At 54.4% G+C, this 22,624-nt stretch carries 25 protein-coding genes; 3 read left to right on the forward strand and 22 right to left on the reverse strand.

The genetic code is table 11. The features are described 5' to 3' along the window. Nucleotides 1-7 precede the first annotated feature (7 nt). Genes J4E05_RS15760 through J4E05_RS15830 form a run of 15 tightly spaced genes read right to left on the reverse strand, consistent with a single transcriptional unit; the run spans nt 8 to nt 14,874 of the window. Nucleotides 8-1,348: a beta-ketoacyl-[acyl-carrier-protein] synthase family protein gene (locus tag J4E05_RS15760; RefSeq protein WP_349597321.1), complete on the reverse strand. Its 1,341-nt coding sequence runs from the start codon at nt 1,346-1,348 to the stop codon at nt 8-10. After that, nucleotides 1,345-2,055 carry a DUF3261 domain-containing protein gene (locus J4E05_RS15765; protein ID WP_349597322.1) on the reverse strand — a complete coding sequence of 237 codons (711 nt, stop codon included), beginning with the start codon at nt 2,053-2,055 and terminating at the stop codon, nt 1,345-1,347. Before J4E05_RS15765 ends, J4E05_RS15760 begins: the two co-directional genes overlap by 4 nt. Continuing rightward, nucleotides 2,052-3,290, reverse strand: coding sequence for an NAD(P)/FAD-dependent oxidoreductase (locus tag J4E05_RS15770; RefSeq protein WP_349597324.1), 1,239 nt, complete (start codon nt 3,288-3,290; stop codon nt 2,052-2,054). The genes J4E05_RS15765 and J4E05_RS15770 overlap by 4 nt, the downstream gene beginning before the upstream one ends. Further along, nucleotides 3,277-5,649: an MMPL family transporter gene (locus J4E05_RS15775; RefSeq protein WP_349597327.1), complete on the reverse strand. Its 2,373-nt coding sequence runs from the start codon at nt 5,647-5,649 to the stop codon at nt 3,277-3,279. The genes J4E05_RS15770 and J4E05_RS15775 overlap by 14 nt, the downstream gene beginning before the upstream one ends. After that, a complete protein-coding gene (locus J4E05_RS15780; protein WP_085595363.1) occupies nt 5,646-6,284 on the reverse strand; it encodes a LolA family protein in 639 nt (212 codons plus the stop codon). The genes J4E05_RS15775 and J4E05_RS15780 overlap by 4 nt, the downstream gene beginning before the upstream one ends. Next, complete coding sequence (locus tag J4E05_RS15785) at nt 6,281-6,688, reverse strand: acyl-CoA thioesterase (RefSeq protein WP_085595365.1); 408 nt, start codon at nt 6,686-6,688, stop codon at nt 6,281-6,283. The genes J4E05_RS15780 and J4E05_RS15785 overlap by 4 nt, the downstream gene beginning before the upstream one ends. Next, a complete protein-coding gene (locus J4E05_RS15790) occupies nt 6,685-8,274 on the reverse strand; it encodes an HAL/PAL/TAL family ammonia-lyase (RefSeq protein WP_349597329.1) in 1,590 nt (529 codons plus the stop codon). Before J4E05_RS15790 ends, J4E05_RS15785 begins: the two co-directional genes overlap by 4 nt. Further along, nucleotides 8,255-10,000, reverse strand: a complete 1,746-nt coding sequence (locus tag J4E05_RS15795; protein ID WP_349597332.1) for a glycosyltransferase family 2 protein — start codon at nt 9,998-10,000, stop codon at nt 8,255-8,257. Before J4E05_RS15795 ends, J4E05_RS15790 begins: the two co-directional genes overlap by 20 nt. Beyond that, nucleotides 10,000-11,760, reverse strand: a complete 1,761-nt coding sequence (locus J4E05_RS15800) for an ApeI family dehydratase (protein WP_349597335.1) — start codon at nt 11,758-11,760, stop codon at nt 10,000-10,002. Before J4E05_RS15800 ends, J4E05_RS15795 begins: the two co-directional genes overlap by 1 nt. Next, nucleotides 11,757-12,344 (reverse strand): COG4648 family protein, encoded by a 588-nt coding sequence (locus J4E05_RS15805; protein ID WP_085591545.1) that lies wholly within the window; start codon nt 12,342-12,344, stop codon nt 11,757-11,759. The genes J4E05_RS15800 and J4E05_RS15805 overlap by 4 nt, the downstream gene beginning before the upstream one ends. Continuing rightward, on the reverse strand, nt 12,325-12,588 hold the full coding sequence (locus tag J4E05_RS15810; RefSeq protein WP_085591547.1) for an acyl carrier protein: 264 nt from the start codon (nt 12,586-12,588) through the stop codon (nt 12,325-12,327). The genes J4E05_RS15805 and J4E05_RS15810 overlap by 20 nt, the downstream gene beginning before the upstream one ends. After that, on the reverse strand, nt 12,585-12,848 hold the full coding sequence (locus J4E05_RS15815; protein WP_085591549.1) for a phosphopantetheine-binding protein: 264 nt from the start codon (nt 12,846-12,848) through the stop codon (nt 12,585-12,587). Before J4E05_RS15815 ends, J4E05_RS15810 begins: the two co-directional genes overlap by 4 nt. Continuing rightward, a complete protein-coding gene (locus J4E05_RS15820; RefSeq protein WP_349597340.1) occupies nt 12,835-13,650 on the reverse strand; it encodes a lysophospholipid acyltransferase family protein in 816 nt (271 codons plus the stop codon). Before J4E05_RS15820 ends, J4E05_RS15815 begins: the two co-directional genes overlap by 14 nt. Beyond that, complete coding sequence (locus J4E05_RS15825) at nt 13,643-14,458, reverse strand: beta-ketoacyl synthase chain length factor (RefSeq protein WP_349597343.1); 816 nt, start codon at nt 14,456-14,458, stop codon at nt 13,643-13,645. The genes J4E05_RS15820 and J4E05_RS15825 overlap by 8 nt, the downstream gene beginning before the upstream one ends. A gap of 14 nt (nt 14,459-14,472) precedes the next feature. Then, nucleotides 14,473-14,874 carry a hypothetical protein gene (locus J4E05_RS15830; RefSeq protein ID WP_349597346.1) on the reverse strand — a complete coding sequence of 134 codons (402 nt, stop codon included), beginning with the start codon at nt 14,872-14,874 and terminating at the stop codon, nt 14,473-14,475. Nucleotides 14,875-15,047: 173 nt separating this feature from the next. On the opposite strand from J4E05_RS15830, the gene J4E05_RS15835 reads away from it, so the two are divergent. From J4E05_RS15835 to J4E05_RS15845, 3 genes are all read left to right on the forward strand, one after another. Continuing rightward, nucleotides 15,048-15,635, forward strand: a complete 588-nt coding sequence (locus J4E05_RS15835; protein ID WP_349597349.1) for a 4'-phosphopantetheinyl transferase family protein — start codon at nt 15,048-15,050, stop codon at nt 15,633-15,635. A gap of 178 nt (nt 15,636-15,813) precedes the next feature. Beyond that, nucleotides 15,814-16,794: an aldo/keto reductase gene (locus J4E05_RS15840; RefSeq protein WP_349597352.1), complete on the forward strand. Its 981-nt coding sequence runs from the start codon at nt 15,814-15,816 to the stop codon at nt 16,792-16,794. A gap of 136 nt (nt 16,795-16,930) precedes the next feature. After that, nucleotides 16,931-17,245: a hypothetical protein gene (locus J4E05_RS15845; protein WP_349597355.1), complete on the forward strand. Its 315-nt coding sequence runs from the start codon at nt 16,931-16,933 to the stop codon at nt 17,243-17,245. On the opposite strand, the gene J4E05_RS15850 is transcribed toward J4E05_RS15845, so the two are convergent. The 7 genes from J4E05_RS15850 to J4E05_RS15880 form a co-directional block, all read right to left on the reverse strand. Continuing rightward, nucleotides 17,213-18,376: an amidohydrolase gene (locus tag J4E05_RS15850; protein WP_349597358.1), complete on the reverse strand. Its 1,164-nt coding sequence runs from the start codon at nt 18,374-18,376 to the stop codon at nt 17,213-17,215. The genes J4E05_RS15845 and J4E05_RS15850 overlap by 33 nt on opposite strands. Further along, nucleotides 18,355-19,017, reverse strand: a complete 663-nt coding sequence (locus J4E05_RS15855) for a GntR family transcriptional regulator (protein WP_349597360.1) — start codon at nt 19,015-19,017, stop codon at nt 18,355-18,357. Before J4E05_RS15855 ends, J4E05_RS15850 begins: the two co-directional genes overlap by 22 nt. A gap of 273 nt (nt 19,018-19,290) precedes the next feature. Next, nucleotides 19,291-19,389, reverse strand: a complete 99-nt coding sequence (locus J4E05_RS15860; RefSeq protein ID WP_349597363.1) for a JAB domain-containing protein — start codon at nt 19,387-19,389, stop codon at nt 19,291-19,293. A gap of 8 nt (nt 19,390-19,397) precedes the next feature. Then, nucleotides 19,398-19,496 (reverse strand): JAB domain-containing protein, encoded by a 99-nt coding sequence (locus J4E05_RS15865; protein WP_349597366.1) that lies wholly within the window; start codon nt 19,494-19,496, stop codon nt 19,398-19,400. 127 nt (nt 19,497-19,623) lie between these two features. Further along, nucleotides 19,624-20,712 (reverse strand): ABC transporter ATP-binding protein, encoded by a 1,089-nt coding sequence (locus J4E05_RS15870; RefSeq protein ID WP_349597368.1) that lies wholly within the window; start codon nt 20,710-20,712, stop codon nt 19,624-19,626. A 1-nt stretch (nt 20,713) separates the two neighbouring features. Then, nucleotides 20,714-21,769, reverse strand: a complete 1,056-nt coding sequence (locus J4E05_RS15875) for a carbohydrate kinase family protein (RefSeq protein ID WP_349597371.1) — start codon at nt 21,767-21,769, stop codon at nt 20,714-20,716. Between the two features lie 5 nt (nt 21,770-21,774). Further along, a complete protein-coding gene (locus J4E05_RS15880) occupies nt 21,775-22,623 on the reverse strand; it encodes a carbohydrate ABC transporter permease (RefSeq protein WP_349597374.1) in 849 nt (282 codons plus the stop codon). Nucleotide 22,624: the final 1 nt, after the last annotated feature.

Here is a 22,624-nt window from a genome sequence, read left to right on the forward strand (position 1 = left end):
TGTCGTTCTACGATATGTTTTCAGGTGCGCTGGCATGATGCCAGCCTTTTGCCAGAATAACGGCCGCATTGCTGCCACCAAAGGCAAAGGAATTGCTGAGCATCGCGTATTTTTCACCCGGCGCAACACGGTTGTTCTGATCGGTGACCAGCATAAGGTCGGGTAGGTTATCATCGCGGGCACCATCCCAGATATGGCGGGGCAGGCGCGGGCCGTGGCTTTGCCCATCCCGACCACCCGTCGATACATCTGTTAGGGCCAGATATAAAATCGCGGCTTCAATGGCACCGGCCGCGCCTAATGTATGCCCGGTCATGGGTTTGGTCGAGCTGACCGGGACGTTATCGCCAAACAGGTCATGAATGGCTTTGGCTTCCATGCTGTCGTTAAGCGGGGTTGCGGTGCCATGCATGTTTAAATATGCAATGTCCGATGGCTGCAAACCAGCCTGATCAAGTGCCTGTTGCATGGCGGCACGTGCCCCAATACCGTCGGGGTGGGGCGCATTGGGGTGATGGGCATCCGAGGTTTCGCCCACCCCTAGCAAGGCAATATCGGCCTCGTCACGCCGCATCATGAAAACAGCAGCACCCTCGCCAATGTTAATGCCATCGCGGTTGGTACTCATGGGGGTGCAAAGCCCGGCCGCGACGGATTGCAGGGCGGCAAAGCCCGCAATGGTCAGGCTGCATAAACTGTCCACCCCGCCAATCAGCACGGCATCGCATATTCCGGCCTGGATCAACCGTTGCCCCGCCGAAAATACCTTGGCACTGGAAGAACAGGCCGTGGAAATAACATAGGATGGGCCATTTAGCCCCAGGGCTTCGCGCAAAAAATCGGCCGGGGCACCAATTTCCTGGCCTGCATAGCTGAAATTTCCGGGCAAGGCCCCTTGTTGCAGATAGTGCCGGTAGGATTGTGTGCCTTCATCAATGCCCGATGTGCTGGTGCCCAGAATAATACCGATCCGCCCGGCACCATAGCGGGCAATGGTTGCCTCAATGCACTCACTGATCTGACCGGTGGCGGCCCAAAGCAGGCGATTGTTGCGGGTATCATGGTGGTGCAAATGTTTGGGCAGTGCGGCGGGTTCATCGGGCACCATGCCAACGGTGACGGCACGGTCGGGCAAAAAATTATTGCTTGTTACCATGTTGGCGGGCCGATCACCAAACAGGGTGTCGCGGGTTTCTTCGCAATTCATGCCAAGGGCTGAAACAATGCCCAGGGCATGAAGAAAACTGACCGGGCGGCGCTGGCTGGTGGTTTGTTCATCAGCGCTGCCCGGTTTGATGCCGTTATTTTCAGGCGTGGCGCTATCCCCCGAAAAGCGCCGCGTCGTCATTGCGTGCCGATCCGTGATGAACGGATGTGCAAGGCATAACCATCGCGAATGTTGGAAAGGCTGGCATCGCCCTGCCAGCGATCATTTGCCGGATAGCTGATGGTTGTATAAGGGGTATTGTCATCATCTTCGTTAATCACCGCGATCTGGCGATTATCGGGATTGGATACCAGCACCATGTTGGATGGCAGGGCATCGCGCAGAATTTCGGTCGGCCAATAAACCATCATGATATCGGCCAGCATTCGGGCCGGGTCAAAGGCGGCTGGCATCCAGTCAGCGCGTTGAAAATCAAGCTCGGTGCGGCTCCAGTTGATTTGCATGGCGCGGCGTCCCATCGGGTCGAGCATCACCATGCGGACATGGCCAGGGGCCAGGCTCAGGCGGGCTTCAAAATCGGCAGACTGGCCGTTTTGCCAGGTGGCATGGACTTTTTGGGTTACATCAACCTTGTTGGCATCAAGCGGCCACGGTATTTGCGGCAGCACAAACAGGGCATTATTATCGCCATTCAGCGCGACGATATGGTCCGGTTCAGCCGCGTTTAACGCCGCCTCGTGCCGTTTGACATGTTCTTTTTGCGCGGAATTTGACAGATCAAACGCACCAAGATCAATCGAGCCAAGATCAAACGGCAGTTCCATCGGTTTTGCACAGGCTGTTGTTAGCAGCGCTGTGGCGATTATCAGGGCGTGACCAATTTTCACAGGCATAACTCGTGTAACAGGTTCAAATAACGGTCTGTCTTGGCGACCAGCGGGTTTTCCATATTCCAGGCGTATCCGGCCAAAATCGAAACGACCATGCGTTTTAACTGCAGGTCCCGTTCGGGCTGGTTAAAAATAATCTGTTGCAGGCGGCCATCGTACCACGCTTCGACATAGGATTTGAACGTGGCAATGCCTGCCCCCAAGGGGCGGGCAAAGCTGTTTTCCCAGTCCGGATCGCGGCCCTGATGGCGGTTGATCAGGGTTTTGGCAGCAAGTTCGGCAGAATACATTGCAATGGTAACGCCCGAGGAAAAGACAGGATCCAGAAAGCCTGCCGAATTTCCCAATAAAACGTAACCATTGCCATAAAGCTGGTCGGTGGTGACGCTGTATCCGTCAATCGCCCCCAGGGGCCGGGTTTTTTCGGCCCGGCCTAAAAGCGGCCCTAGGCCGGTTTCACCCACCAGTTGGTCAAACAGGGCGGCATCATCCGGTTTCCGGTTCGTGTCGGTATTATCTTGCGGGTAAACCACGCCAAGTGATGACGTGCCATCGGCAAACGGGATCAGCCAGTACCATATGTCGTGCCGGGTTGGATGCACCGTGATCAGGATTTTTTCCCGATCATAGGTGGCGTCGGTAATATTGTCGCGCACATGGGTAAAAAGGGCGCGGCGCGACAGCATGGTGGCGGTGTTTGCCTGTCCCAGCATTTTGGGAATGACCCGGCCATATCCGCTGGCATCGATCACAAAACCGGCATGAATTGTGCCGTGTTCTCCGGTGTCATTTTCAAAATCCAGTTGGCAGTCCCCGTCGGCAAGGCGGGCATTGATAACCCGGTGTCCAAAGCGTACATCAACGCCAGCTTCAGCCACGGTATCAATCAGGATTTTGTCAAATTCGCCGCGTTTAACCTGAAAGGTCGTGCCCCAGCCATCATTTTCAAACCGGTCGCGAAAATCGATGCTGCAATGCTGGTCACCCCGGGCAAAGGCGGCACCATTTTTAAACTGGAAGGCGGCGGGTTTGGCATGCTCGACCACGGTTTGTGCCAGCCCGCATTTTTCCAGCACATTCATGCAAAAGGGCAGCAGGCTTTCGCCAATAACAAATCGCGGGAAACGGGATGCTTCCAGCACAATCACCGACAATCCTGCGTCATGCAGGAATTTTGCACTTACGGCTCCGGCTGGTCCGGCACCGATAATGGCAATATCAAATTTGGTCATCGGCTGTGCCATCTTTCGTCATTAGGGTGTCGGGGTTGGTTTGCTGCGCATCAGGTATGCCTGCCGGGTTGGCACTGCGTCGCCCCGCCATTACCGGGGCCAGTATCCAGGCCGCAATCAGGCCAATGGCAATGACAATGCCAATTTCGCTGACCAGTGGTACTGAACTGGTTGCCAGCAGGCCAAAGGCCAGAACGCTGCTGATCAGTGACAGCAATACTGCCAGGCTGGTATCCTGATCGTGGCTGCTGTGGCGGCTTTCGGCCAAAAACAATACGTAATCGGCCCCGATGGCAAAAACCAGAAACAGCGCCATGGTGGTGAAAAAGTTATGGGGTACGCCCAGCGCAAAACTGCCGGCAAGCGCACATAAAACAGCCCCGGCAGGGGCACCAAAAACACAAATGCCATCGCGTAACCCATAACGGAACATCGCCAGCACTAAAGCGGCAAACATGGCAACGCCAAGGGCCAGATAGGCCCAGTGCCGATATTGCCCGAACAGTTTGGAAATGGCACTGGCAGGGTCGATCAAATGGGCGTTGTCGATGTCCTGCAGGGCGTTTATTAGCGCGCTCACATCCTGCACACCGCGCAGGCGGACCAGATCGCTGTCGCCTGATTGCAAATTTGCCAGTTCGGGCAAAACATGCAGGCTGGCGTCATCGGGCAGCAAAAAGGATGATGTCGCTGATGACGGCAGTTTTAGATCGACCGGTACAATTGCAGCCAGCTTTTGCCCATAGGGCTGATACAAACCGGTTTTGACCAGATCAATATTTTCGGCCTGGCGTTTTTGTGACGGGATAATATCGGCAAGGGTCACCATGCCATCCAGTGCGCCGTTTTTTAGCAAGGGTGTTAAACGGGTGCGCAAGGCTTCTTCGGTTTGCAGGCGGTTTTCGGCGGTGGGGCCATCAATGCGTAAAAACATCGGGCTGGCCCCCATGCCCAGAATGTGGCGGATGGTATTGGTTTGCGCAATCAGGTCGGTATTGCCGCGGCCAAGATTGCGAATATTGTCGTCGCCTTTAATAAAAAAGGTGCTGGCACCAAAGCCCGCCAGAATAATCACCACCAGCGATAACCGACCCCAGGTGGGCGGGGTAATGCGATATTGCACATATTGCAAGATCGCGACACTGCGGCGGATCGGCAGGTAATTGCGCACCGGTTGCACCGGCAAAAACGGCAACAGAAAAATCACCGTCAGATAGGCACCAATCAACCCGGCAACCGAATATATTGCAATCTGGGTTAACAGGATTGTGGGGCTGATTGACAGGGCGGCAAACCCGACAACCGATGTTAGCAAGCCCAATGTCAGCCCCGGTAAAATAAGGCGTAATCGCTGGTGTGCGCTGCCCCGTGCCGGGTCGATGCTGACATAATGCAGGGCGTAATCAACCGCGATCCCAATCAGGCTGGAACCAAAAACCATCGCGATCGCATGGACCGTGCCAAAAATAATGGTAATGGCAGTAATACCCGCCAGAATGCCACTTGCCAGTGTAATGAGTGCGGCGAGTAATGGCCCCCACGAAAAAAAAACCAACCCGACCATAAAGACAATGCCACTGGTTGCCAAAAGGGCAATGCGCTGTACATCGGCCTTGGCATGGCTGGCTTCGGCGGCGGCAAAAAACACCTGGCCGGTGCGGGTAACGTTAATGTCTGAATTGCGGTTCAGGGCGTTTACAGCAGTGTTGGCATCGCCAACCCATTGAGCATCGCGGTCCGACCCCGCCAGTCGTGGATCAAGGGATGCCACCACCGGCACGTAATAGCGACCATTTTGCGAGACAACACCGCCACCTTCGCCCATATAACCGGCCAGTGCGCCCAGATATTGCGGTAATAATGAAAACGGATCCTGTTGCAGGGATCTGGCGTTAACGGTGCTGGCAGGCGAATACAGGTTTTGCACCGTACGCTGGTAAATTTGTCCGCCTTTGTCGGCCAGTAATGTTTTGCGGTCCTGCGGTGACAGCAGGGCCGCAGCATGGGGCTGCAAGAATGCCATTAATTCAGGCAGGCGACCGGCACGGTCATCTGGCGTGGTGACTTTCTCGGTGCCATTAATCCATGATAAACGCCCGGCAAGGTCGGCCGCAGCATTTGTGGCGCGGTCGCGATTGGGGGCTGAGACCATAAAAATGGCCTGGCGGGAATCTTGTGCCAAAATATGGCGTACCGCGTTGATGTCGTTAAATTTGCCGGTATCGTCAGGGTTTTCCTGCCCGATTAGCGAAATAAAGTCGGCATCAATGCGGGTGTGACCGCCGCCAATTTGCCAGGCGCACCAGGCGGCAGCCATTACCAGGCACATAATCCAGATTGTGGCGTGGCGACCTGTCATTTAGAGGCAGCCTTTGGCAAAAGATCGGCTTTTTCTTTGGGCAGGGGCAGGTTTTCCGCGTGCTGTTGGGTCAGGGTGATATCGTCAAAATCGCCACCGGGTTTGTTCAGGCGTACCTGTTGGACAAAGGTATCGCCGGTGGCAATAATATCGGTGATTTGCCCGCCAATCGCGCTTTCACCAAACGGGGTAAGTTTGACCTGCCATGTGGTATCGCCGGGCGGTGAAAATTCAACATGAAACCGGTTTTCAAGCGCCGACCAATTGCCCGCCAATACCGATGAAATCAGATCAACAAAAATGCCAAATTGCGCCGCGCCGGTGCCCAGACGGGTACGGTCGCCATCGGCATCAATGTTCACAATGCCGCCCGGCCCCAAAACAGTGGTACCGGGAAAGGGTGCATTGGTTTGCCAAATCAGGCCGGCACCAGGTACCAGCACGAATTCGCCTTGCGATTTTAAACCGTCGTTAAATCCGCTTAGATGCCGGTTCATGGTGAAATCACCGCGCAAATACTGGTTCTTTTCCAGGGCGACGACGCCAGGGCGAGCATGGACGGTCAGGGGTGTACCCAGCGCACAGATAACCGACCCGGCCAAAAGCAGGGAACGCATAATACGGGCAAAGGTCAATTCATCGCCTCCAGCTTGTCGATCAGGAAATCGGGGCTGCGAAACAGCATTTCGCCGCTGGCCTTTTCAACAGCAACCTGGATGGTAAAACCCTTGGTCAGCTTTTCGCCAGTTTGGGCATCCGTGATCAGGTAACTGATTTTCATCCTGTTTTCATATTCGATCAATGTGGCGGTGGTTTGTATTTTTTGCCCAAATCGACACGGGCGCACATATTTTACCCGCATGTCGACAACCGGCCAGACATAGCCCGACGCATCCATTTGCGGATAGTTATAATCGATCAGATCGAGAAGCGCACAGCGGGCCTGTTCAAAGAACTGCACATAATTGCCATGCCAAACCACATTCATTGGATCAAGGTGATAAAACTGGATGGTTTCAGTAACGCTGGCGCTGATCATGATGCTGCTGCCTCGTTAACTTTATCAGCGACGTAAAGTGGCCAATGGCGGGCCTGTATGCGGTCAGTTAATGTGCGCAAGGTGCTTTCAAGGGGCCGGTCTTCGTCGATAAAGGCGATATCGTCGCCAAGGGCAGCCAGAAAGCCCGTGACATCATCGCCAAGCTGATCAGGCGAAATGCTGCCTTGTTGCAAACGTAAAACCATTGCCTGTCGCACCGCAATCAGCAAGGCTGATGCCACCTGTTCGGTTAACTGCAAAACCCGCAAACAGTCGCGCGCGGCAATGGTGCCCATGCTGACCTTGTCCTGGTTGTGACATTCGGTCGAACGCGAAAAAACGCTGGCGGGCATGGTGTTTTTAAGGGCTTCCGCCGTCCATGCCGAAGCCCCGATTTGCACGGCCTTCAAACCATGATTGATCGACGCGCGTTCCGTCGCCGAACCTGACAGGTTGGACGGCAAGCCATGATTGAATTTGGTGTCGACCAGCAATGCCAGTTGCCGGTCCATCAGATCGGCGAGATTGGCGATCAGGGTTTTCATGCCATCGGCAACAAAGGCGACGTGCCCGCCGTAAAAATGCCCGCCATGCAAAATGGTTTCGTCATCAATATCAATCAACGGGTTGTCATTGGCGCTGTTAAGTTCGGTTTCCAGCGTGACGCGAAAGGTTGGCATCATATCGGCCAAAACGCCAATCACGTGGGGGGCACAGCGAATGGAATATCGGTCCTGCAAACGGGCGGGCTGATAGGTTGCCCCCAGATAGGCAAGGTCGCGTGCGATATGTGCCGCGACTTGCGCCTGGCCGGGGTGGGGTTTGGCGGCAAACAGGCGGGCATCAAAATGGGCCGGGTTGCCATGCAATGCGATGGTGGCAAGCGATGTGATGCGTGCCGTCAGGCGGCATAAATAATCGGCACGGGCAAAGGCCTGGCACATCAGCGCTGTCATGACCGATGTGCCATTCATAATGGCCAGGGCTTCTTTCGGGCGCAGGGTTAACGGCGTTAAATTGGCTTTTTCAAGCGCGATGGCGGCGGGTAACCGTTCGCCCTGCATCATAACCTCGCGTTCACCAACAAGGGCGGCGGCAATATAGGAAAGCGGGGTTAAGTCGCCACTGGCACCGACCGACCCTTCTTCGGGAATGATCGGGGTGATCCCATGATCAAAAAAGGCGGTTAACAGTTCCAGCAATTGGGGACTTACGCCGGAATATCCGCTGCATAGCGATGCAAGGCGCACGCCCAGAACGGCCCGGCTGGCGGGGATGGACAATTCACTGCCAAGGCCGCAACCGTGAAAACGGCTAAGATGCAAGGGCAGTTCGTCAACCAGTTCGGGGGGGACACGGCGCAAGACAGAATCGCCATATCCGGTGGTCACCCCGTAAATATGGCCATGTTCGCGCAATTCCCGATCCAGAAAATCAACCCCTTTTTGAATGCGGGTGCGAAAATCCGGGTCGGTGGAAAGAACGGCATTTGCCCGTCCTTCGGCCAGATTGACGATATCTTCGATGGTCAGTTTCTGGCGGCCAAATTCAACATTGAGGACGGTATTATTGTTCTTGTTGGTCATCTTTATCCTTTGGGCGGGCCCAGAAATCGAAAAAATTGTACCATTGCATCGGATGGGCGCGCACCCGCGGTTCCAGCCAGTTCATATATTGTGTTGCATATTTTGTGATGGCTTCAACGCGTTTTCCACGTGGTAACACCATGCGGTCAGTCAGTTTTTCCCAGGCCACTGTAAACCGGCCGTTTTCGCGCCAGGCGGCAGCCATATAAACCGGGCATCCCAGCAAATGGGCCAAAATAAAGGGCCCTTGTGGCAGGGGGGCCGGGTCGTTCAAAAATGGCACCATCACGGTTTTATCACGCGCACCTATGGCCACGCGGTCGGCGGCGATAACGACCCATTCACCCTGTTCTACCTTTTGGCTTAGCATGATGGCGGTATCAGGGCCAATTTCGCTAACCTCGATCAGATTGACCTGGGATTCAGGCGCCAGCTTTTGCAAAACCTTGCCAAACCGGGCGGCATTTTTTTGATGGAGCAACACATTAACGCGAAAATCGCGGTCACGGCTTGCAAGGGCGCGGATCATTTCGATATTGCCAAAATGCGATACCAGCAAAATAATTGCCCGGTCCTTTGGCAAATAGGAAAAAACGCCGTCATGCCCATCGGGCAAAACAACATCATCCATTTTCATTTCGCCGGACCACCCTGCAACCTTGTCGAGGGCAGCTTCGCCAAAACACCAGAAATGACGAAAACTATCGCGCCAGCGTGGCGGGGCTGTGCCATTTACCCGTGCCATTTTTCGCAAATATTTTCGCGATGCCTTGCGCGCGGTTTCGCCGGTCAGAAAGAAATAAACAATCACCGGAAACATCGCACCCAGGCACAAATAACGCCCGCCGGTTTTATAAACCCACCCTAAAAACCGCATTCCCCAATACATGCCGCGTTCGTCGATATCAGCCCAGTGCTGGCTCCGGTTGTTATGGCGTTTGTTGGACGCGGTAGCAGCCCGGGAATTGGGATTATTCCTGGTGGCGTCGGGTTGCCATTTTCCGCCCTGTAAAACAAAGTCGGGCAGGCGTGCAAGCATCCCCAGCACCAGCCGGATATGCATCAGCGTAATTAGCACGTTATCGTCCCACAGGCGGAAATTGGAAATATTGCCTTCCGGGTAAATAACCCGAACCGGGATGCTGATAACATCGGCTCCGCGCCAAAACAGTCGCACCATAATTTCGGTGTCGAAATCCATCTTTGCGCCGACGCCTTCGCGTTTCCATACATCAAGCGATGTATCGATAGGGTAAACACGAAAACCGCACATGCTGTCGCGAATGGCAAGGGACAGGGTTTCGACCCATACCCACACATGGGTTGCCCAACGGCCCAGCTTGCGTGCGGTCGGCACACTGTCATCATAAACAGGTTTGCCGGTGATGATGGCATTTGGATGCAGACGGGATGCTTCCAGCAGATCGGGGATGCGGTCCAGGTCGTGCTGGCCATCGGCATCGACTTGCAGGGCGTGGGTAAATCCCTGGCGCTGCGCAATGGCAAAGCCGGTCATGACGGCAATGCCCTTGCCCCCGTTTTCATCGAGCCGATGAACAGTGACGGCATTGTTCGGATCATGCAGGGCGGCAATGACATCGCGCGCCGGGGCATCGGACCCGTCATCGATAATGATCACCGGCAGGCCGCAGGCCCGAACCGCTGCCACCACATCGGCAAGGGGGCGATGATGGTTATGGGTAGGAATAACCGCACAAGACTGCATCAGTCCGCCTTTGAAAACTTGATGATACCACTGGAATAACTGGTGTCAGTGCCAGAATAGGTGAATTTAACCTGACCTCGAATGCGGTCGCATTCCAAAATAAGATGGATCTGGTCATTCGGGGAAATGACCTTGCGGTATTTTAGCTGGGTTATTTCGTGTGGTGTGATCACAATATCGAAAGCGATGCGGGCATAATGAACGGCCCAATGCAATTGCACAACGCCGGGCAATACTGGTGCCCCGTTAAAATGCCCCTGAAAATAAAGCAGTTCCGGTTCTATACGCATGTCAAACCGGGCCAGATCATTTTCAACGGATTGCCCGGTGATGGCCGGAAGCACGATGGGCTGGTTTGATATGGCATGTGTTTTTGACGGAACTGGCATCGGGGCGGCTATGGTTTCCGGGGGGGCGGGTTTATCAAACAGGGTGCGCAGCACATGAAGCGGTTTTTTACCCTGGCTGTCTGTGGGGATGGTGTTCACAAACCGCCAGCGGCGCGGCAGGGCAGCGTCGTCTTCGTGATGCGCAATATGGGAACGTAACGTTTGGCCAACGCGAAAGGTGCCCAGTTGATCCAGTCGGGTTTGCCCTTTCGGGGTTAAAACCACAATGGCGGCAAGCCGATTGTCGGTTTCGTCGGGCAGCAGGGCGACGGCATCTTCAACCCAGTCGTGGTTTTTTAAATGCGTTTCAACCCGGCTTAGCGATATGCGTTTTCCTTCGATTTTCACCACCCGGTCGGCCCGGCCCCGCAGCCGGAACCGGTGTGTTTTTCCGGTTTTGTCAAAAACGGCGCGGTCTTCGGTATGGTGCCAGTTTTCGCCGTCAATATGGGGGGCGGCAACCATCAGGCAGCCAGCCTCGTTTACGGCGGCTTTAACATCGGGCAACGGTGTCCATGGGGCGTCTGGGATGGTTTGCTGGCGCCAGGCAATGCCGCCGGTTTCAGTGCTACCCAGGATTTCCGTTGGCCAAACGCCAAAGGTGGCGTGGCTTTGCGCGGCGGATGGCTGGTCCAGCGGCCCGCCAGAACAAAAAATACAGGCCGGGTGTGGGGCCTTGTTCAGGTCCGGGTGCAAACGTTGCAAATGGGCCGGGCTGGCAATGATGATATCGCCGGTTTTGATATCGGCAATGATATCTTCCCAGAAACGGGCCTGCGTGGCGATAAAAACCCGCCCGGTCATGACCGGCCAGATCACGCGAAACAGCAACCCGTATATATGCTGGTGCGATACCAGCCCTAAAATGCGGGCATCAGGATTTAACCTGGCTTGCCATAATGGGGTTTGCATGGCCATCTCGGCTTCCAGTTGTGCCATGGTCTTGCAAACTGCCTTTGGTGCGCCCGTCGAACCCGACGTGTAAAATGTCGCGCGGCATTGCCCCGGCGCGGGTAAGGCGGCATGGTCATTGGGCGGGGTGGACGTGAATGATGCCAGAATGTGACTGATTTTGGCATCGTCAAGAAACAGGTCAAACTGGTTGGCAATTTCCTCCAGATAGCCTGGCTTGTCGCTGGCAGGTAAAATTGCGTGGCAGCCCGCCTGCCAGATGGCGGCGAGGCCGGTTAAAAATAACCGTGCGGACTGGCAGTGAAGGGCAATGTTTTTAACATTGCCTTGGCCGATATAATGGGCAAGTTCATGAATATTGGCGGCCAGTTGATCGCGATAAAAACAGGTGTCACCTTCGAGGCAAACAGGGATATTTGGCCCGTCTTGCGTGATCAGGGCTGTTAAAAAGCCGGTCATTGACCCTGTTTCCTGTTTTCATGTCGACGACGCAGCCAGTGGCGTACCGGCCATTCGCCAATAAATAAAATCCCGATCAGCCCATAGGAAACAATGCCGTTATAAATTGTCCATTGTTCCAGTGTGCCCCATAAAACGGTGGCGGTACTTATGGCTGCATTAGCCACGAAAAAACCCACCCATACACGGGTCAGGCACCGGGTATAGGCAATGCCATAATCATCAAGATCGGGATGGCGCAGGCGGGCAAACCGTTCGATCATGGGGGGCGGATATTTAAGTGTTGCGCCAAATACCCCGGCCAGCGCCAGGCTGATGAATACCGGGTAAAGTCGCAAAGCCTGCATTTGCGCGTAATAGCCAATAACGGCAATAAGTGCGGCAATCGCCAGGGTAACAATTGCCGCTGCAATACGGGCTGATACCAGAAACAACACCGCACGCGCCACAATCAAACCCAAAAGGCCCCACAGAAGATAGCGGGCCGAAAAACGGGTTAACCCGTAATATGCCAACACCGGATAGCCAAGGCCGATCAGGGCCAGTAGCCCGGCAAAAACCCGTTTAGGTATTGACCAGGGCATGGATTTTTTCGACCACATCATCAACCGTGCGCACCGACTTGAATTCCATTGCCGGAATTTTCTTGCCGACCCTTTCCTGAAATTTGACGATCAGGTCTACGGCATCAATGCTGTCAAGATCCAGGTCTTCCATCAGGCGGGCATCGGGCGAAATGCTTTCGCTGGGTACTTCAAACAGATCGACCAGATAATCGTGCAATTGCTGATACACTTCCTGGCGCGAATGCAATGTCGTGACTGTCATGGCTTCCCCCGCGACATTTCAATAAATTTTGCCAGATTGTGCACGGATGCAAAATGGGTTTTCACATCGTCGCTTTTGGCATCAATGCGCACATCGTATTTTTTTTGCAGGGCAACGCCCAGTTCCAGTGCATCAATCGAGTCCAGGCCCAACCCCTCGACAAACAGGGCCTCGTGACTGTCGATATCCTCGACAGTCAGATCCTCAAGATTGAGGGTCTCGATAATGAAGGTTTTCAGTTCGCTCTCAAGCGTGGTCATGGTTTAGCCTGCTGCAGAAATAGTGTTTTATGACCGCCGTTAATGCACGGGCCCGACGGGCGCGCACGTCTGACAGGTCAATTCCCCCCGTAGCGGATATGGTCGATCCGACACGAACATTATATCGTATTTTTGATGGTGGTATGCGGTACCACGGCGTCCCCTTTTTCAGGGTATCGTGATTACAGCGCACAATCACAGGAATCAAGTCGGCAGGTGCAGTAATCGCAATATTTGCAACACCGCGCTGCAACGGACCCAGTTTTTCGCCACTGGCGGTGCGTGTGCCTTCGGGGAAAATCATCACGCAATCACCTTCACGCAAATGGCGGGCAGCATCGGCAACCAGTTTTTCGGGGTTGTCATCATTGCGAATAAACCCGGCCGCACGCACCACACCGGCCATAAACGGGTTACGAAACAACTGGTGTTTTACAACGCATTGGCAGCGGTCCATTTGTGCCAGAATAATCACAACATCAAGCAGGGTGGGGTGGTTGGCGATAATCAGCTTGCCATGTGCGGCCAGCAGTTTTTCGCGGCCTTCGATATGTACCGATGCGACCCCGGTAACATCAAGAATGAAACAGAACAGTCGAAAACTGCGGCAAATAACAAGTTGTGCCACCTTGCGCCGCTTTGCCCGGTTTTGCAGCAGTAACATCAGCAAGGGAAACAATGTCAGGGCCAGCAAAAGGGCGCCGCTGCCAAACAGGCAAAAAGCCATACCGGTGGCAAAAAGCCGCCATGCCTGACTGGTTTTATAGGCCACTTTCCCCAAGGTGAACCGCACCTTATCCATTGCGCACCATATGCCATGCAAAACTGCGCCCGGCCAAAAGGCACGATGTCGGCGCGGGGGGGGACGGCGGGGTATCGCAGGGATGATTGTTTTTTAAAAAGTCCGCCATCATGCGGGCGTGGGTGCGGGCAAATGGTGGCTGCGGGGCGACTTCATCGGGGGCGACGGGCCGGGGTTCAAAACAAAAGGCGGCACCCGGCGCGGGTGTGGTCGCGGTGTTAGCCAGGGGGGATGTCATGATCATTGCAAAGGCAGTGCCCCTTGTGCCTTCGGGGTCGTTTTGGGCATATACATCGGGCAGGGCAAGGTCGATATAGACAATGGCAACCGGGCTGTGCGGATCGTCCGACAATTGCGATAATGCCTCGGTCAGGGCGGCGACAAAGCTGTCATTTCCGGCTGATATGGCGCTGTGTGACTGGGTAATGGCCCAATTGATGGAGGCAACCCCGACCAGGGCATTATGCACTGACATGCTGAAATCGGCAGGCGAAGGGATTTCTTCGCGCGCAATCTGGCCCAGAAGTTTCAGGGTGCGTTCAATATTGCCGTGTCGGGATGCAAAAACAACCCGGGTATTGCGCACGTCATCGGTGCTTGCACCTTCAAGAACGCGGCCTAAAACCTCGGCGCTGGCGCGGCCAAACAGGTCCAGACGACGACGCCAGGCAGGGGCAATGCCCCGTGCCAGGTCTTTTTTATCTATCCCGGTTGGCTGCCCGTTTGACATATGTGTCATCAGGGTAGGGTATTCTGCGTGATCCTGCCACAGCGCCCATTTGGGAATATAAACCGGGATAGATTGCATCTTGGAACTGTTCCTTACGAAGACATTGCCACTTTGGCAGCAACTTCGCGCTGGATATCAATCTTCAGGTTATTGACCCAGCGGTTATAATTTTTATGAATGGTGCCACCACTATATTTCAGGTTGGTGCTATCCACATACAGAATTGAAAAATCGTGCTGGGTAAAATCAATTTCGACCTTGGCAACATGGTCACGCGGGGCGTAGGTGGCGGTTAATTTGCCGGTCGCAAGTTTTTTGACAGTCCATTCGCGTGCCGTGGCCGCCGTGATGATGGCGTCTTCAATCTGGTCCATGGTCAGGTTTTGTGCTGCGTCGGGAAAGGGTTGACGTTCGACCTGGGCAATCGGGGCGGTGCAGGCAACAACCAGCAAGGTTAACATGCTGAACATGGCAATTTTGACTGAACGCATCATGAAGGGGGCTCCTTATTGCGAAATGTTTGAGGTTGGGTTTAAAAATATGCGTTTGGACAGGCGCAGCGGGTTGCTTTTGAGCATTTGATAACCTGTTGTAGGGCATTGAAACAGAACAAGTAAACAGGGCAGTAGTGTGGTCTGTTTGATAATTTGATAAATGGGACGGGCAAATGCAGATCAAAACAGCCTTTAACGGGAACGTCTTTTGGGCGTGGCAAAGGCTGGAAAATTTGCCCCGGGACCGGGTTTTGCGCCGCAAGGTGACGTCGCAGCGTGCCCGTGTTGCCGTGTGCGATTTGGCGGCAAATGTTACCGGCGAAACCGGTTTGTCCTATCATCGCAATGATAACGGCAAACCGGTTTTGCAACGGGCCAGTGGTGCCGGGTCCTATGGGGTTAGCATCACCCATAGCGGCGATATTTTCGCCGTGGCTTTTTGTCGCACGGGCCAGGTTGGTATTGATGTTGAATATCGTGACCCGGGGCGCAACATATCCCGGCTGGAAAAATGGTTGTTTGGCACAGGGCGGCGGGTGGACCCGAACCAATTGGATGAAAACCGGATGCGGCAGATTGAAAATGACCCGCGCCAGTTTGATTTTTACCAGCAATGGTGCGTTTACGAGGCCATTTTCAAATGTACAGCCATTAATGACCCAGCCCTGCGGCTACCTGCCGATACCTGTTATCTTGATGAATGGGATGATTTTGCCGGTGCGCTGGTTTGGCAATGCCAGGGCGTTGGCGCAGAATTTTAATGTGTTGGCATGTTGGCAAGAATTATTACAACTGTTTTGCGTGCGGAAAATTTTGGGTATGATGGGGCATCTCATCATTTCGGCAGCACGCGCCGCTATCCGCAATATTGGTTAAATATCTGATATTTGGTTTTTGCCGGATACGGGCTTTGCTGCCTTTCCAGACAGGAGACGGCATATGGACTATGTTAAATTTGGTTCTACCGGCTTGGAAGTATCGCGCCTGTGCCTGGGCTGCATGACCTATGGTGAACCTGATCGTGGCCCGCACCCCTGGACCCTGCCTGAAGACGAAAGCAGGCCGATTATTCGCAAGGCCCTGGAAGCCGGGATTAATTTTCTTGATACGGCTAATATCTATTCTGCCGGGTCGTCGGAAGAAATTATTGGCCGCGCGATCAAGGATTTTACCCGTCGCGAAGATGTGGTTCTGGCAACCAAGGTGTTTAACCGTATGCGCCCCGGCCCCAACGGGGCGGGCCTGTCGCGCAAGGCGATATTTGATGAAATTGATGCCAGTTTAAAAAGGCTGGGTACCGATTATGTAGATCTATATCAGATCCATCGCTGGGATTATGGCACCCCGATTGAAGAAACCCTGGAAGCCCTGCATGACGTGGTGAAGGCAGGCAAGGCACGTTATATCGGCGCGTCATCCATGTATGCGTGGCAATTTGCCAAGGCGTTATATGTGTCGCGCGCCAATGGCTGGACGCCGTTTGTCAGTATGCAAAATCATTTGAATTTGCTGTACCGCGAAGAAGAACGCGAAATGCTGCCGCTTTGTGCCGATCAGAAAATTGCCGTGATCCCGTGGAGCCCGATGGCTCGCGGCAAACTGACCCGCGACTGGGATGAAAAAACCAATCGCGATGAAAAGGACGAAGTCAGCAAACGGTTATATGAACATACACAGGATGCCGATCATAAAGTGGTTGATGCCGTCGGTGAGGTCGCCAAAGAACGCGGGGTTCCGCGCGCACAGGTGGCTTTGGCGTGGCTGTTGCAAAAAGACGGCGTTACAGCACCCATTGTTGGCGCATCCAAACCGCATCATTTGGATGATGCAGTTGCGGCGATGACGCTGGGGTTAAGTGATGATGAAATCGCCCGGCTTGAAGCCCCTTATGTGCCCCATGCGGTGGCCGGGTTTAAATAACATTTGCGGGTTTTATCGCCCCAAACACCCGGTCATTCTGGCCGGGTGTTTTTTATGGGCACAACTTTTATTTTTCAATCTTGCGATAGGGGGCGATGTCGGTTTTGCTGAAACCCTGCGGGAGGATATCGCGCCTGTGATGTCGCTCTTGGGCGGTAATGGTGTAAACGAAGCCCTGTTTGATGCAACCGAACTTTCCCACATTGGTCTTGAACTGAGCGTAGCAGAAATAAAATCACATCAGGCCCCGCCGCCTGGTGTGGGCAGGGCCCGTTTTTGCGCCATGTTGTTGTTTTGCCAGCCGGTATTGTGGCAGGCAGCAGGGTCATTTGCTGGTGTGGTCGGGTGGGGCAACTGTTTTAAGGCCGATATTGGCGGGTGGCCCTGGCATCCCAAAGGGCGTGTGTCATATCTGGTTTCAGGGGGCCTCGACCAGGGCGGCAAAGTATGATGCGCCATATGGCAGGGCGTCGTTGTTAAAATCGAACCATGCGCTGTGAAGGATACGGGCATTGTCATCCGGGCCATTGCCGATCCAGCCGTAACATCCGGGCCGGTCTTCAAGCATGAAGGCGAAATCCTCGACAATCATTGTTTGGGGCGGATTTGTATCAACCTTGTTAAATACCGATAACCCGGCAGCTTCGGCCGTAAGGGCTGCTGCGTGCGAATTTATCAGGGTTGGATATTGCTGATGGTAGGAGAGGTTGCATTGCGCGCCGGTTGACAAGGCAATGCCATCGATAATCCGGCGTATTGCCGGTTCGGCGGCGGCGCGTGCGGCGGGCGAAAATGCCCGGACCGTGCCGCAAATGGTTACCTTGTTTGGCAAAACATTATAGGCGTCGCCGCCGTGAATTTGTGTTGCGCTGACAACGATCGCGTCAAGGGGGTCTATGTTGCGCGCGGAAACTTGCTGAAGGGCGACCAGAATGTGCCCGGCGGTTAACACAACATCAGCCCCTTTTTGCGGCTGGGCGGCGTGCATTCCGGTTGCTGTTACCTCGATTTCAAAGCTGTCGCCTGATGCCATCATCGGGCCAGCTTTTACCGCAAAGGTGCCGATATCCATTCCCGGCCAGTTGTGAATGCCATAAATTTCGTCGCACTGAAATTTTGTAAACAGGCCTTCGCGGATCATGCGGGCTGCGCCGCCGTCTTTACCGCCCATTTCCTCGGCTGGCTGGAAAATAAAAACAACGCGACCTGCAAAATTTTTGGTTTCGGCAAGATAGCGCGCCGCACCCAGCAGCATGGTGGTGTGCCCGTCATGCCCGCAGGCGTGCATAACGCCCTTGTTTACCGAACGATGGGCAAAATCGTTGCGTTCTTCAATTGCCAATGCGTCCATGTCGGCACGCAACCCGATAGAGCGGGCGCCCTTTCTGTTGCCATAAAGAACCCCGACAACCCCGGTTCCTCCAACGCCTTCGGTGACCTCGATCCCATAGGATCGTAACTTTTGCGCAACAAATCTGGCGGTTTCATATTCCTGATAGGAAAGTTCGGGATTGGCGTGCAAATGATGCCGCCACTGGCTCATTTCGGTGTGAAATTCGGCTATTCTGTTGATGATGGGCATTCCCTAGGGTTCCTGTTTCGAATGTCATGATGGGCCAATTGTAAATGCGTGCCAAGCAATACAATCGCGCCGGTTTCGTCGCCCTTTTTGCACGCTTCAAGCAATTGCCGGTGTTCCGCCGCCGACTTTTCGGGCCGGGCAACAATTGAGCTTGCGATGACCTCGGCAAGGGCCGACGCCCTGTTGAGATGTTCTATGGTGCGTAACAGCGTGTGTCGGTTCGAGGGGCGATATAGCGCGTCGTGAAAGGTCCAGTTCAAATCGGAAAGGCGCGAGGGCTGCTGTTCGTTTTCGGCGGCATCAAGCGCCATTTCGGCGGCGGCAAAATCAAGTTTGGTGTGGTGTTGAAAGGCCGATTTCAGGGCAAGCGGTTCAAGCAGCATCCGCATTTCAAACAGATCATCGACCATTCCAAGGTCGGGCTTTGCAACGCGAGCCCCCTTAAATCCGGTTGTTTCAACCAGTCCGTTTTCGGCAAGTGATTGCAAGGCGTGCCGCAACGGAGTGCGGCTGACATTAAGATGTTCTGATAGCGCCTCCTGTCGCAATGGCTGACCGGGTTGAAATGTGCCGTTCAGGATTAAGGTCCTGATTTTGTCGGCAATCGATTCTGCCTGTGTTTTGTTTGTATCCGAAATCATAATTGTATCCAATATTGATTTAAGGGTGTGTTGTCAACGCCAAATTCGTACCAGAACTCGCGCATGTCGGCCTGTTGAATTTGATACAAAAAAGCGAGACGCACGGCTTTTGCGTCAAAGGCGGGCGACAAAAAGCCATACCGAAACCGGTGGGATGCGTGGTTGCAATCTGTACTTTGGCTGAGCCAAAGCAATGCGCCGTTGCTCTGAACTGCCTTGATTGATGGCACTATTTACGTGGGGCATTTGGGGGATGTGGGGCATGATTTGCGGTTAAATCAGCCCCGGCGTTTTAAACGAATTATAGCACGCCCAGGTGACGATGATGTGGTCATGCACATTGATTTTCACGGCCTTGGTGGCCGCGATCATTGTGCGGGTTATGTCGATGTTGCCGTGTGACGGGGGCGGGGGCGGGGGCGCGCGTTGCCGCTGGGGTGGTTATGTACCAGGATCAATGCCGGTGTGTGCAGTTCCAACGCGCGCTTGAACCCTTCGGGCGGGTAAACCGGGGTATGGTCAATCGTGCCGGCCTAGTGGCATTCATCGGCAAATCTATGCGGCAACCGGTGTCTTTAGAGGGCGCCCCCGCCGATTGGGAAGTTGTTATTGTGCCGCCTCAACCCGGATCCCTTCGGCATCAAAAATATGCCAGTTATCCAGCGATGCGACCGACAGGTTCACGCGTTCGCCAATGCGGACGGGAACGATCCCGGCAAAGCGGACATTGATGTCAACCTGTGCCGGGTCGCCAAAACCGCAATGCAATTGAACAAATGTGTCCGACCCCAGATGTTCGACCGACAAAACGGTGCCCTGCAAGGCGGCTGTGCTGTCATCGGCTGCTAAAACAAGATGTTCGGGGCGCACGCCAACCGTGACGGGTTGATGGGCGGTTAATTTGTGCGGCAAGGACAGGGCCGTGCCCGATGGCAACACAAGGTCACCGTTTTTATTGGTTGTGGCATCCCAGAAATTCATTCTGGGCGAGCCAATGAAGCCCGCGACAAACTGGTTCACCGGGTGCAGATAAAGGTCCAGCGGGGAGCCAACCTGTTCGACGATCCCGTCGCGCAGCACCACAATCCGGTCGGCCATCGTCATGGCTTCGACCTGATCATGGGTCACGTAAATCATGGTGGCCTTAAGGTCACGATGCAGGCGGGCCAGTTCCATGCGCATATCCACACGCAGGGCGGCATCCAGGTTGGATAGCGGTTCGTCGAGCAAAATAATTTGTGGATCGCGGGCAAGCGCCCGGCCAATCGCCACACGCTGGCGCTGCCCGCCCGATAATTGTTTGGGGGTGCGTTCAAATAACGGCAATAATTGCAAAATGGTGCCGATTTCGTTTGTCTTGGCCTTGATCTCGGCCTTTGACTTGCCCGCCATTTTTAGCGGGAAGCCAATATTTTCCGCCACCGTCATATGCGGATACAGGGCGTAGGATTGAAACACCATCGCAATATCGCGGCTGGCCGCCGAAAGATGATCAACCCGCTTTTTGCCAAGGTGAATTTGCCCGCTGGTGATTTCCTCCAACCCGGAAATCAGGCGCAGCAATGTGGATTTGCCACAGCCCGACGGCCCGACAAAAACAACCAGCTCCCCGTCTTCGATCGACAGATCAACGCCCTTGATGATGTTGGCAGCCCCAAAAGTCTTGGTGACATTTGACAACGATATTGATGACATCTCAGCCGTTCTCCACTTGATCGAAGGTCTTGTGATCGTTTGTTGATTGGGGGGTAGGGGCCGATGTCAGCAATGTGCGAATACGGACATTTAAATCGGCAAGGGTGGGGTATTGGCGCGGATGGCTGGCAATGGCCTTGCCCGCAACCTCGATACCGGCATGAAGGCAATCAAGCAAAGATGCCCCGCGCTGAAAGGCCAGCAGGAAGCCGGCATTAAAACAGTCGCCCGCCCCGACGGTATCAATGACATTGACGCTGCCAGAGGGGGCTGCATGAAGGACTTGTTGTCCCGTGCAGGCCGATGCCCCGTGCGGGCCGCGTTTGACGACCACAATCGCCCCGGGTGCCAGTTTGTTGCTGATTGCGCGCATTTGGGCATCCACATTGGTGGTGAAATCATCAATGGGAATGCCCAGTAATCCGGCGGCTTCGGCCTCGTTGATTAACAGGATATCGACCAGCGGCAGCCAGTTTTGCATATGGCGTTGCACATCATCGGTCCAGCCGCCGGTGGGCCAGGCGGTATCAAGGGCGACAATGGCACCCGCATCACGCAATTCGCCTAACAGTTTTGTGCATTCCGGCACCAGGCGCGGCATTAAAAAATTGCCGACCAAAAGGGCGATGGCACCTTTTAACGTGGCATTTTTCAGCATTTTGCGGGCCATGTCGGCATCAAAAAGAGAACTGTGCCCTTCGTTGGACAAAAAGGTTCGTTCCTTGTCGGAATGGGTCAGGCCAATGGTAACGGATGTCACCGTGTTGCTGTGATGCCAGTGATCGGCGAGCGGGCCGAATTGCGATTTAAGCCACTGCCCCATTTCATCATTGCCGATATTGACCACCATGCGCTGATTGGCACCAAGCGCCATCAGGGCCGCACCAAAGATGCCACCGCCGCCGCCCACCCGCATTTCATAATCGGGATAAACGGTTTCGGTGCCATGATCGGGCCAATGGTCAATCGGGCCCAGCAATTGGTCGATATTGATTGTGCCAATGGAAATGATGTCGCGGGCCGGGTCGGGCTGGCGGGTGTTGGGTGTTTTACGCATGACATTCATCCCTTAACACTGCCGCTGGCCAGCCCTGAAACCAGGGTTTTTTGCATGAAAAAGGCCAAAATAACCGGCGGGACAGCGGCGAGAATACCGGCGGCCGAAATCAGGCCGTAATCGGCAACCCGCCCGGCGGCCAGGTCGGCAATGGCAACCGTGATGGTTTTGGACCGAATGTCGTTGGTGAATAACAGGCCATAGAAAAATTCGTCCCAGGACAGCAGAACCGACATCATGACCGCCGCCCCCAATGCCGGGCGGGCGATGGGCAGGATGACATACCAGATTGCCTGTAACCGGTTGGCGCCGTCAATGATGGGGGCTTCGTCCAGATCGCCGGGGATGGTGTCAAAATTGCTTTTTAACAGCCAGGTCGCAAAGGGCAGCAGGATGGAACAATAAACCACGATCAGGGCAAAATGCGTGTTAAGCAGCCCCAAAGCATTCATGACCGTATAAAGCGGTAACACAAGGGCGACGGGCGGCAGCATGAAGATGGCGATCACGGCATAAAGCAGATTTTTACGACGCGGGCCGGGCATGCGTGAAAAGCTGTATGCGGCGGGAATGGCCGCACAAATCGATAACCCGGTTGCGGCAAGGGCAATGAAAATGCTGTTACGGATGGCATACAGGAAACTTTGCGACGGGGTGTTTTCGGCATAGATCAGCAAGCTGCGATAGTTTTCCAAGGTTGGGCTATCGGGCCACCATTCCAGGGGCAGGGTTGTCAGATGGGTGGAGGAACTGATGCTCATGATAAACAGCCACAAGACGGGCAGGGCAATGACCAGCGCCAATAAGGCAGCAGCCAGATAGATACATATTTTTTTGGCCAGGGTTGTTTGCATG

The organism is Thalassospira sp. NFXS8, assembly GCF_040148805.1.
Classification (GTDB): Bacteria; Pseudomonadota; Alphaproteobacteria; order Rhodospirillales; family Thalassospiraceae; genus Thalassospira.